Below are 10,915 nucleotides of genomic sequence, written 5' to 3' on the forward strand. Positions count from 1 at the left end.
GGGGGTTATTCCCCTTCGCGCCGATAAATTTCGCGCGTCGCAGCATTCTGGGCGCTGCTTTCCGGCAAGGTCTTCCGGCGGGAGCGCATCGTTCCGTAGATCATCGCGGCCGCGGCGCACGCGAATCCCACCGCCACCAAAATCCACATCGTTCCGCTGATCTGGTCCATGCCTGTCCTCCCGGGGCTGCGCGAGCCTTCTGCTGGCAAACGCGCACTGCTCCGGGGAGGTTGCATGTCCGGATACTGGCCAGGTCGGCGCTAGGGCCACCACGTATTGGGGCAGGGGCCAAGCTGCCTTGCCTCGGGCCTTGAGGCGGGCGTGTAATCCTCGCTTTCTTCCACGTCCTCGTCAGGCAGGGGCCCACGCGCGCGGATCATCCGCGCGAGCATCGCGGCGGTGGCGTTCGAGCCCTCCGCCAGCCCTTGCTGGTAACGATCATGCGGCGTGGCTGTCGCGTGCACGCCTTCACAGATGCGCGCACATGCCTCGCGCTCCATGTTCAAGGCTTCATGAACCGCGAGGGCGCCCGCGCGGGCCAGCTTCTTGAGATTGAAGGTTCCGGCAATTTCAACCTGGCCATCCGGGCACAGCAGCCTAAGCCGCCCTTCGGCATCGTTCAGGTCCAGCAGGTACTGCTCGAGCGAGCGAGCGATCACTTCGACGGTGTCCATCTCGGCGTCTCCTGTGCCGCTTCTTTGCCGAGCGGCTGGCCTCCAGCTTACGCCGCCGCCCATCCGCTGCAAGTTGCCGATTCGCGTGTACGCTACCGACCCGGACGGGGCTGTCTGCCGCATGTGCTTGCCGTGACCCTTTCGGGCGCTTGCGAGTTATCCGTTCACCGCAACGCCATGAGGTGAACCCCCATGAGAAGTGTTTTCGTACTTACCGCCCTGCTGCTTGCCGCACCGGCTCTTGCCCAGGAGGGTGACAACGCCCGGGGCAAGGCCACGCCCCAGGAAGAGGCGATGTGGAGCTGCACCACCCAGGTCGAGAACCAGAAGCTCCCGTCGGACGAGCAGAAGAAGCAGTGGATGATGGCCTGCCTCACAGGCGCGACCGGCACTGGACCCACGCCGCGTGCCGTGGATGCGCAGACGCAGGAGAAGATCTGCAAGGAGCAGCATGACGAACTCGAGCTCACAGGCGGCGAGGGCGAGAACTTCCTCACTGCCTGTCGCGCACGCAACGAGGCCTTGCTCCGCGAGGGTGGAGCGCCCCGCTAGGCGCAGCGAAACTCGTCCATGAGCCCCGGCACGAGGTCCGGGATCTCACGGGCGAGAAATCCGATCGTACCGATCTTGCGGGAGAGGCGGCGCCCGGCCTCTCCATGCAGGTACACGCCCCAGATGGCCGCGGTGACGGGATCCGCGCCGCGCGCCAGAAGCCCGCCGACAATGCCGGCCAGGGTGTCGCCGGAGCCGGAGGTGCCGAGCCCGACGCTGCCGCCTGAAAACAGCCAGGCCGTGCCTTCGGGCATCACGATGTGCGTGCGGCTGCCTTTCATGACGACGACGGCACCGAGCTGCCGAGACACGTTCTGCGCGGCCGTCAGCGGGTCCGCGTCCACAGCCTCGCGGCTGCATTCCAGCAGGCTGGCCATCTCGCCGGAATGCGGCGTGATGATCGCAGGCTTGGCACGGTCGCGCAGCATTTCCGAAAGCTGGTCGAGGCCGCACATCGCCCCTGCGTCGAGCACGCATCCCGCATCTGCAGCCGCCAGCAGCAGGTCGCGCGTCAGCGCGTCGGCATCGGCATCATTGGTCATGCCGGGCCCGAGGACGAGGGCATCGCAGGCGCCCGCATTCCGCTTGAGACGTTCCGCAGCGGACGCGGCGATTGTCCCGTCCCGCGTTTCCGGCAATTCCATCACCAGCGCCTCGGGCATGGCGAAGCCCAGATGCGGCGCGCGGCTCGCGACGGTCGCCAACTGCAGCTTGCCGGCACCGGCGCGCAAGGCCCCAAGCCCGGCCAGCAGCAGGGCGCCCGGCACATCGCGGCTGCCGCCGACGACGAGAACGCGGCCGCGTTCCTCCTTGCTGCCTTCCTGCGGCTCGGGCAGGGGCATGTCCCGCAGGACGGCGCTGTCGACAGGCGTCGGGCCGCTCATCGGGCAGCCACGTTCGCGTCGGGCTCGGAGGTCACGGGCGCGCCGCCTTCCGTCATGGGAGCCACGAAATTGTAGCGGTGCAGGGCAAGCGCACCGTGCCGGCCCTTGTCGGGATCGAACCGGTATTCCGTAACGGAGCAGTTCGCGAGATCGCCGGACCGGTCGATGGCCAGAATCTCCTCCTCCGTCATGTTCTCCAGCAGGTAGCGCAGGCACATCACCACCACCTGATGCGCCACGATCAGCACGCGGCAGCCGTCATGGTGCAAGCACATCGTATCGACGGCGCTGCGCAGCCGCAGGATCACGTCGCACCAGCTCTCGCCGGCCGGCGGGCGGTGATAGAACTTGCCCAGCAGGCGGCGGAATTCATACTGGTCGGGGTGGAACTCCGCGATACCGGCCGTCGTCAGCCGGTCGAGGACGCCGAACTCCTTTTCCCTGAGCCGTTCGTCCAGCACGAGGCCCTCTGCCTTAGGGTCCATGCCGCCCGCCGCCTGGATCAGTTCCGCCGTTCGCTGCGCGCGGCGGTAGGGCGAAACCAGAAGTACTTGCGGGCGCTCGTCCGCAGGCATCTCCGCGAACCATTGACCGAGCGCCGTGGCCTGCTGCTCGCCGCGTGCGGAAAGCGCCACGTCCACGTCTCGGTCGGCGATGTCGATATGGGTAAGCCCCGACGCCATCGCCTGCTCGCGGGCTACGTTCCCCGCGCTTTCCCCATGGCGGACGATCCACAATTGTGCTGGCCAGCGGTGAGGCATAGGGAACCCTTGCATCGAGCGTTAGATCGGCGAGAGGCTTGCCCCGCTGGGGAAACAACGTCGCCGCCCCTTCAGGGTTTCGCTGCATCGCACCTTGCGAGGCGATTGGCTGCGAGCGGCTTTTAGGGGTTGCCCTGCGGGGAAGGGCCGCTACGCTCCGCACCCCACCAATTGGCCGCAGGACAGGACCGGACGCATGAGCCCATTCCACGCCAGCAGGGGAACGCCGGCGCAATGGTGATCCCCGATATCGCGACGCGGGTCTGGAATCACACCTTCAAGCTCGACCCTATCGTCCGCAGCCTGCTCGACACGGACTTCTACAAGCTGCTGATGCTGCAGATGATCTGGGGCGAGTACCGCGACCGGCAGGTCACGTTCTCCCTCATCAACCGCACGAAGCGGGTGCGGCTGGCGGACGAGATCGACGAGGAGGAACTGCGCGCCCAGCTGGACTTCGCGCGCACCTTGCGCATCCAGAAGCGCGAGATGATCTGGCTGGCCGGCAACACCTTCTACGGTCGGCGGCAGATCTTCAATCCGGACTTCCTGAACTGGTTCTCCGAATTTCAGCTGCCGGATTACGATCTTCACCGCGTGGACGGACAATTCGAACTGCACTTCCACGGCCCATGGACCCACACCACGATGTGGGAGATCCCGGCGCTCTCCATCATCAACGAGCTTCGCTCGCGCGCGGCTCTGAAGAAGTATGGCCGCTTCGAGCTCGACGTGCTCTACGCCCGCGCCAAGTCACGCCTCTGGCAGAAGGTGGAACGACTGCGCGAACTGCCGGACCTGAAGATTTCCGATTTCGGCAGCCGCCGGCGTCACAGCTTCCTGTGGCAGCGCTGGTGCGTGGAGGCACTGAAGGAAGGTCTCGGCTCGGCCTTTATCGGCACCAGCAATGTGCTGATGGCCATGGAAGCGGATCTCGAGGCGATCGGCACCAACGCGCATGAACTTCCGATGGTCATGGCCGCGCTCTCGGACACGGACGAGCAGCTTCGCAGCGCGCCCTACCGCGTCCTGCAGGACTGGCAGCGCTATTACGGCGGCAACCTGCTTGTGGTGCTGCCCGACGCCTATGGCACCTCCGAATTCCTGCGCGATGCGCCGGACTGGGTTGCGAACTGGCGGGGCTTCCGCCCCGATTCTGCGCCTCCCATCGAGGGTGGCGAGGCGATCCTCGACTGGTGGAAGGCGAAAGGCCGCGACCCTCGCGAGAAGCTGCTGATCTTCTCCGACGCCATGGACATCGACAGCATCGAGGAAACCCACCGCCACTTCGCCGGCCGGGTGCAGATGAGCTTCGGCTGGGGCACCAATCTCACCAACGATTTCCGCGGCCTGTCCACGCATCCCACGGTCGACCTCAGCCCCATCTCGCTGGTCTGCAAGGTCACGTCCGTGGACGGACGCCCGGCGGTCAAGCTCTCGGACAATCCGGCCAAGGCCACGGGCGAGCCGGAGGACATCGAACGTTATCGCCGTGTCTTCGGCCATGCCCAGTATGAGGCGCGGGAGGCGGTCGTCTGACCCCGACCTCCGGGGTGACAGACGGCGAGGACGGGCGCACCATGGTGCCCCACCGTCGGGAGAACAGCGCATGAAGCTTCGTGGTCTGGAACTGGTCCGTGTTCTTTCTGTCGCCACCTGCGTCCTGGCCGTCGCCAGCCCGGGCAGGGCGGCTTCGCCCGCGCCGGTCGGTGCCGAGAACGGCATGGTGGTGACGGCGCAGCACCTGGCTTCCGATGTCGGCGTCGAGGTTCTGAAGCGCGGCGGCAATGCCGTGGATGCCGCGGTCGCCGTCGGTTACGCGCTCGCCGTGGTCTATCCCACGGCCGGCAATATCGGTGGCGGGGGCTTCATGACCATCCGCCTGAAGGATGGCCGCACCACATTCCTCGACTTCCGCGAGCGCGCTCCCGCCGCTTCCACCAAGACCATGTACCTCGACGCGGCGGGCCAGCCGGTGCCCGGCGCCAGCACCGACGGCTATCTCGCGGTCGGCGTACCGGGCTCGGTGAAGGGCTTCGAATATGCCCGCGAGAAATACGGCACCCTGCCGCGCGCGGACCTTCTGGCGCCCGCCATTGCCTTCGCCCGCGACGGTTTCGCGCTTGAGCCAGGCGACGTGGTGTCCTTCGCCGAGGGCAATGAAGACCTTGCCAAGGACCCGGCGGCCGCCGCCATCTTCCTGAAAGCCGGCCAGCCCTACGCGGCCGGCGAGAAGCTGGTGCAGAGCGATCTCGCCGCCACTCTGACGGCCATCTCGCAAGGCGGCGCGGATGCCTTCTACAAGGGCGCCACGGCAGACGCGATCGTCGCAGCCAGCAAAGCCGGCGGCGGCGTGCTCGCCAAGGAGGATTTCGAGCGCTACGCTGTGCGTGAGATGAAGCCGGTGGAGTGCGGCTATCGCGGCTACACCGTCACCTCGTCACCGCCGCCGAGCTCGGGCGGCGTCATCATCTGCGAGATCCTAAAGGTGATCGAGGCCTATCCTCTGGGAAGTCTCGGCTACCATTCGGCTGACAGCGTCCACCTGATGGCCGAGGCCATGCGGCACGCCTTCGTGGACCGCAATTCGGCGCTGGGCGATCCCGACTTTGTCGATAACCCTGTCGCGAAGCTGACCTCGGAGGATTATGCGGCCGAGATTCGCACCCGCATCAGCAAGTATCGCGCCGGCGTCTCGGCAAACCTGATGCCCAAGGGGATGGGTGAAAGTCGCGAGACCACGCATTATTCCATCATCGACAAGGACGGAAACGCCGTTGCCGTCACTTACACCCTGAACGGCTCGTTCGGTGCCCGCGTGGTGGCTCCGGGCACGGGCGTCCTCCTCAACAACGAGATGGACGACTTCACACTGAAGCCGGGCGTGCCAAATCTCTACGGCCTTATCCAGGGCGACGCCAATGCCATTGCACCGGGCAAGACGCCGCTCTCCTCCATGAGCCCGACCATCGTGTCCCGTGAGGGTCAGCCGGTCATGGTCATCGGCAGCCCCGGCGGTGCCCGCATCATCACCATCACTTTGGAAGCCATCGTGAACGTCATCGATCATGGCATGGACATCCAGGAGGCGGTGGATGCGCCCCGCTTCCATCATCAATGGCTGCCCGACCAGATCACCATCGAGCCGCGGGCGCTGTCGCCGGACACGATCAAGATACTCACCGAGATGGGCCACAAGGTCACGGGCGACGCGGACTGGCCGGTGTGGGGCGAGGCGGCCGGCATCCTGGTAGGCGGCCCGAAACTGGCCGATACGAACCCGGACCGGAAGGAACGCTTCTTCGGCGCCATCGACAGCCGTGCCGGCGCCGGCGCCGCACGCGGATACTGAAAGACCCACATCAGATGACCAACGCCGAAGCCACCGTCGATCCGACGGACCCCTATGAGCGGGAGGCGCAGACATTTCCCCGCCTCAGCACGGACATGATCGAGCGCGTGCGCCGCTACGGATCGGAGGAGACGGTCCCTGCCGGATCGCTCATCTTCGAGCGCGGCCAGCGCGGCGTCGACTTCTTCCTCGTCCTGCAAGGCCGCATCGAGATCTTCGAGACGGGCGTGGATGGCGAGGAGAGGGTGTTCGTCACGGAGGATGACCGCCAGTTCGCGGGCGAGATGGACCTCTTCAACGACCGCGAAGTGCTGGTCTCCGCCCGCGCGCAGGTGGAAAGCCGGCTGCTCCGCGTGAAGCGCGCGCGGTTCCGCGAGATGGCCTCGCGCGAGGCCGATATCGGCGAAATCATCATGCGCGCCTTCATCCTGCGCCGCGTGGGCTTGATCCGGCACCAGCACGGCGGGGTGGTTTTGGTCGGCTCGACCCGCGCGGCCGACACCCTGCGCCTGCAGCAATTCCTTACGCGCAACACCTATCCGTTCCGCGTGATGGACACGGAGAGCGACACGCAGGCGGCGGGTTTCCTCGACTGCTTCCGCGTGCAGCAGGACCAGCTTCCGGTTGTGCTGGTGCCGGGCGCCGACGTGCTCAGGAAGCCCACGAACCATGAATTGGCGGCGGCGTTGGGACTGGTCGAGGAGATCGACTCCGAAGCCATTTGCGATGTCGCTATCATCGGCGCAGGCCCGGCCGGTCTGGCAGCTGCGGTCTACGCGGCTTCGGAGGGGCTTTCGACCATCGTGCTCGAAGGTCTCGCTCCGGGCGGGCAGGCCGGCACCTCCACCAAGATCGAGAACTATCTCGGCTTTCCGACTGGCATATCGGGCGCTGCACTCGCCGGGCGCGCACAGGCACAGGCCCAGAAGTTCGGCGCTCGGCTGGCGATTTCCCGTCCCGTGCTGTCGGTCGATTGCGCGACGCGCCCGTTCCAGTTGACGCTGGAAGGAGGGCAGGTGGTCCAGGCAAGCTCCGTGGTGGTCGCCACGGGCGCGCGCTACCGCAAGCTCGATGTGGATAATTACCACGCCTACGAGGGCTCCGGCATCCACTACGCCGCCACGGCCATGGAAGCCGGCCTGTGCTCAGGCCAGGACGTCGTGGTGGTGGGCGGCGGTAATTCAGCCGGACAAGCGGCGGTGTTCCTGTCGCAGAGCGTGCGGCATGTGCACATCCTGGTTCGCGGCACGGGCCTCGCGGCCACCATGTCGGACTATCTGGTGGAGCGCATCGAGAGTTCGCCCCACATCACCGTGCACGCGCATTCGACCGTCACGGCACTTCAGGGAGACCAGTTCCTCCGGACCGTGACATGGTCGAACCGCCAGACCGGAGAGAGCCAGACGCACGACGTCGGCGCGCTCTTCGTGATGATCGGTGCGGAGCCCAACACGGAGTGGCTGGATGGCTGCCTCGATCTGGACGAGAAGGGCTTCGTGCTGACGGGCCGTTCCGGCTCGGGATCGGCGGACACCATCCAGTACGCGACGAGCACGCCGGGCATTTTCGCCGTGGGTGATGTGCGCTCCGGATCGGTGAAGCGCGTGGCATCGAGCGTGGGCGAGGGCTCGGTCGTCGTCCATGCCATCCACCGCTTCCTGCATCCGGCGGTGTGACAGCCGCACGAAACAAACGGAAACAAACGGGGCAATACGACCGAAACGTCCGGCCGGTAACACATCGTTAAGACGATGAACGATCCGGAACAGGACAGACGGACATGCTGCGCGGCTTCGCAACAACCTTCGGACTGGTGGCCACAATCACCCTTGGTGCGAACCTGTACGCCGACCAGGTGAAGACGGCCGGCGCGGCCGTTGCTCACGTGACGCCGCCCGCCCAATCCGCCACCACCAACTCCAACCTCGCGGCTAAGGGCGACCGGCTTCCGGCGGCTCCGCGCTTCGCAATGGCGGACATTGGCGATGGTGCCTCCCGCCGTGTGCTTGAGGCCCATGCTCTGGCCCTGCACCAGAGCCGCACGGGAAGGTTCATCACGGTTGCCCGCCGCACCGGCGCCAGTGAAACCACGTTGGCGAGGACGTCCGCCGTTCAGTGATCGGTTGCCCCTGGCAACGGGTGTTGAGACAGGCACGCAAGAAGTTCCAAAGTCTTTCTCGCAGGTTCTCCTTCCACCTTATGGAACAGTTGGCGGCATCGCGCGGTTTTGCAGGGGAGTCGCCACGGGGCGGCAGAATTCCTCAACAAAGGGGCCATTGCGATGTCTACGACCACGACACCCGGCGGAAGCGGCTTCTCCACACAGGGCGGGGGCTCGTCACTGTCCGGCGGAACACAGGATGCTCGCGCCAAGGCAAGCGAACTGGCCGCGGACGGCCGCGACGCGCTGAGACAGGGTGCCGAGAGCGCCAAGGACACTGCGCGGTCCGTTGCCGGTAATCTTCGCTCGGAAGCTTCGAGCTTCGCGAGCGGCGCAACCGAGAAGGCCAGGAGCCTCGCCGAAGACCAGAAGAATGCAGGCGCCGAACGCCTCTCCACCATCGCATCGGCGGTGGACCGCGCAGCGGGCGATCTGGAAGAGGCCTCGCCGCACACGGCCCGGCTCATCCGGCAGGCCGCTGCGAAGGTCGAGGATCTGTCCTCCACCCTGCAGAACCGCAGCGTCGAGGATCTGGTGGATTCGGCCCGTTACTACGCACGCCGCCAGCCGCTGGCTGTGTTCGGGGGCGCCGTCGTTGCCGGCGTGCTTCTCAGCCGCTTCCTCAAGAGCACCGCTGAGCCGACCTATGAAGGCGCCGGTTCCTATCCGCCGCCCGCACCGCGTCCCACCAATGTCGGCACGCCGCGCAATGACTGGTCGAGCACCGGCACCACGGGCTCTGGCCTTGGTGGCTCGGGTTCCGGCCTCGGCGGCACCGGCTCCAGCTTTGGCGGTACCGGCACCGGTCTGGCCGGCGGCACCGATCCGGATCGCAAGATCGGTGATCGCGTGAGCCCTACCGGTCGCGATCCGCTCTCGGACGCGACCCCGCAGCCGAGTGACTTCGGAACGGTCTCCGGAGGAACCCGCAATGGAATCTGACCGCACCCGCTCCCTTCCGGGGCTGGTTGCCGATCTCTTTGCGCAGAGCTCCACGCTCTTCCGCAAGGAGATACAGCTGGCCAAGGCGGAGATGGCCGAGAAGGTCACGGAAGGCTTTATCGGCCTCGGCATGATGATTGGCGCTGCGGTGCTGTTCATCTCCGCGCTGAACGTCCTGCTTGCCGCCGCCGTGACGGGCCTGACGGAAGCCGGCGTGCCTGCCTGGCTTTCCTCCATCATCGTCGGCGTCATCGTCGCCATCATTGGCTACGTGATGCTCAATCGCGGCATGGCGGCGCTGAAGACCGATAACCTCATGCCGAAGAAAACTGCAGACCAGCTGGCGCAAGACGCCGCGCTTCTCAAGGAGCAAGCCCAATGACCGACACCTCCAACAAGTCGAGCACAGAGATCGAGCGCGAGGTCGAAAGCACCCGGGCCGGTCTGGAAGACACCCTTGGCCAGCTGCGCGACCGCGTTCAGCCGCGCGCCGTCGTGGATGAAGTCTGGGAATTCGCAAGCGGCAGCGGCGGGGGCGACTTCGCTCGCAACCTCGGCCGCAGCGTCCGCGACAACCCCATCCCGGTGGTTCTCATCGGCGCCGGCCTCGCCTGGCTGATGAGCGGCAAGGGCACGCCGTCCTTCGGTTCATCGAGCTCCTATGGCGATGAGTATGACGACGAGAACTACACCTACGGCGCACGCCGTCGGGTCGGTTCTTCCGGTTACTCCTCGCCCTACACCCGTCGCGACTTCGAGACGGAGGGGTATGAGCACTACGAGGGCGACGAGCCGGGCATGATCGACAAGGCTCGTGGTGGCCTCCGCAGCGCTGGCGGTACGATCTCCGACGCCGCACATCGTGCTGCCGACGCCGTTACGGGCGCGGTGTCCACGGTGTCGGACAAGATCAGCGGTGCTGCATCGAGCGCGACCGGTGCCTTCAGTGGCGCAGGCTCCCGCGCCTCGGAATTCGGCGGCTACGCCGGCGATCGTGCGGCTTATCTTCGTGACCGGGCCTCCCGCATGGGCAACCAGGCCTATCGCGGTGGTGCGTCCGCGGGCCGCCGGGTCGGCGAGTTCGCCGATCAGCAGCCGCTGCTCGTGGCAGCGATGGGTCTTGCCATCGGCGCCATCGTCGGCGCCAGCTTCCGCGCCACGGAAGCCGAGCGTCGCCTGATGGGCCAGCAGGCCGATCGCCTGAAGGCCCAGGCTGCTGAACTGGCCCATGAAGGTTATGAGCGTGCGGCGTCAGCCGTGCAGCATACCTTCGATGAGGTGAAGTCCGAGGCCGAGTCGCAGGGGCTCACCACCCAGGACGCCAAGGGCGCCGTGGGCTCGCTCGGAGACCGCGTCAAGGCGGTCTACGAGAAGGGCAAGGAAACGCTGGCCGATGAAGTGCAGGCCGGCGCATCCGATGCCGAGAAGAAGGTGGACGAGGCCTCGAATAAGACGGCCAGCGCCATCTCCTCGCCCACCGGCGGCAGCAGCAACAACAGCCCGGCAACGAATATCTGATCCTTGCCGCTGGCCTGAAAGAAACCCCGCCCGTAAACACGGGCGGGGTTTTCTGTTTTAGGCGTTCGGTC

The 10,915-nt window shown here is 66.3% G+C and carries 12 protein-coding genes; 8 read left to right on the top strand and 4 right to left on the bottom strand.

What is annotated here, in order from left to right:
- Nucleotides 1–5 precede the first annotated feature (5 nt).
- Nucleotides 6–170, bottom strand: coding sequence for a hypothetical protein (locus tag SCD90_RS12905; RefSeq protein ID WP_319845098.1), 165 nt, complete (start codon nt 168–170; stop codon nt 6–8).
- Between the two features lie 90 nt (nt 171–260).
- Complete coding sequence (locus SCD90_RS12910; RefSeq protein ID WP_319845099.1) at nt 261–674, bottom strand: hypothetical protein; 414 nt, start codon at nt 672–674, stop codon at nt 261–263.
- Between the two features lie 192 nt (nt 675–866).
- On the opposite strand from SCD90_RS12910, the gene SCD90_RS12915 reads away from it, so the two are divergent.
- On the top strand, nt 867–1,226 hold the full coding sequence (locus tag SCD90_RS12915; RefSeq protein ID WP_319845100.1) for a hypothetical protein: 360 nt from the start codon (nt 867–869) through the stop codon (nt 1,224–1,226).
- On the opposite strand, the gene SCD90_RS12920 is transcribed toward SCD90_RS12915, so the two are convergent.
- Both SCD90_RS12920 and SCD90_RS12925 read right to left on the bottom strand, forming a co-directional pair.
- Entirely contained in the window at nt 1,223–2,110 is an 888-nt protein-coding gene (locus SCD90_RS12920) for an NAD(P)H-hydrate dehydratase (protein ID WP_319845101.1), read from the bottom strand. The genes SCD90_RS12915 and SCD90_RS12920 overlap by 4 nt on opposite strands.
- Nucleotides 2,107–2,886, bottom strand: a complete 780-nt coding sequence (locus SCD90_RS12925) for a histidine phosphatase family protein (protein WP_319845102.1) — start codon at nt 2,884–2,886, stop codon at nt 2,107–2,109. Before SCD90_RS12925 ends, SCD90_RS12920 begins: the two co-directional genes overlap by 4 nt.
- Before the next feature lie 219 nt (nt 2,887–3,105).
- Between SCD90_RS12925 and pncB the strand changes: the two genes are divergently transcribed.
- The 7 genes from pncB to SCD90_RS12960 all read left to right on the top strand — a co-directional run bounded on the left by pncB (nt 3,106) and on the right by SCD90_RS12960 (nt 10,844).
- On the top strand, nt 3,106–4,410 hold the full coding sequence (pncB, locus tag SCD90_RS12930; protein WP_319845103.1) for a nicotinate phosphoribosyltransferase: 1,305 nt from the start codon (nt 3,106–3,108) through the stop codon (nt 4,408–4,410).
- A 70-nt stretch (nt 4,411–4,480) separates the two neighbouring features.
- Complete coding sequence (ggt, locus tag SCD90_RS12935; RefSeq protein ID WP_319845104.1) at nt 4,481–6,223, top strand: gamma-glutamyltransferase; 1,743 nt, start codon at nt 4,481–4,483, stop codon at nt 6,221–6,223.
- Nucleotides 6,224–6,237: 14 nt separating this feature from the next.
- A complete protein-coding gene (locus SCD90_RS12940) occupies nt 6,238–7,899 on the top strand; it encodes an FAD-dependent oxidoreductase (RefSeq protein ID WP_319845105.1) in 1,662 nt (553 codons plus the stop codon).
- A gap of 104 nt (nt 7,900–8,003) precedes the next feature.
- Nucleotides 8,004–8,342 carry a hypothetical protein gene (locus SCD90_RS12945; RefSeq protein WP_319845106.1) on the top strand — a complete coding sequence of 113 codons (339 nt, stop codon included), beginning with the start codon at nt 8,004–8,006 and terminating at the stop codon, nt 8,340–8,342.
- Between the two features lie 162 nt (nt 8,343–8,504).
- Nucleotides 8,505–9,326 (top strand): hypothetical protein, encoded by an 822-nt coding sequence (locus tag SCD90_RS12950; RefSeq protein ID WP_319845107.1) that lies wholly within the window; start codon nt 8,505–8,507, stop codon nt 9,324–9,326.
- Nucleotides 9,316–9,708, top strand: coding sequence for a phage holin family protein (locus SCD90_RS12955; RefSeq protein ID WP_319845108.1), 393 nt, complete (start codon nt 9,316–9,318; stop codon nt 9,706–9,708). The genes SCD90_RS12950 and SCD90_RS12955 overlap by 11 nt, the downstream gene beginning before the upstream one ends.
- Nucleotides 9,705–10,844: a DUF3618 domain-containing protein gene (locus tag SCD90_RS12960; protein WP_319845109.1), complete on the top strand. Its 1,140-nt coding sequence runs from the start codon at nt 9,705–9,707 to the stop codon at nt 10,842–10,844. The genes SCD90_RS12955 and SCD90_RS12960 overlap by 4 nt, the downstream gene beginning before the upstream one ends.
- Nucleotides 10,845–10,915 lie beyond the last annotated feature (71 nt).

This window comes from Terrihabitans rhizophilus (genome assembly GCF_033898525.1).
GTDB classification, from domain to species: domain Bacteria; phylum Pseudomonadota; class Alphaproteobacteria; order Rhizobiales; family Methylopilaceae; genus Flaviflagellibacter; species Flaviflagellibacter rhizophilus.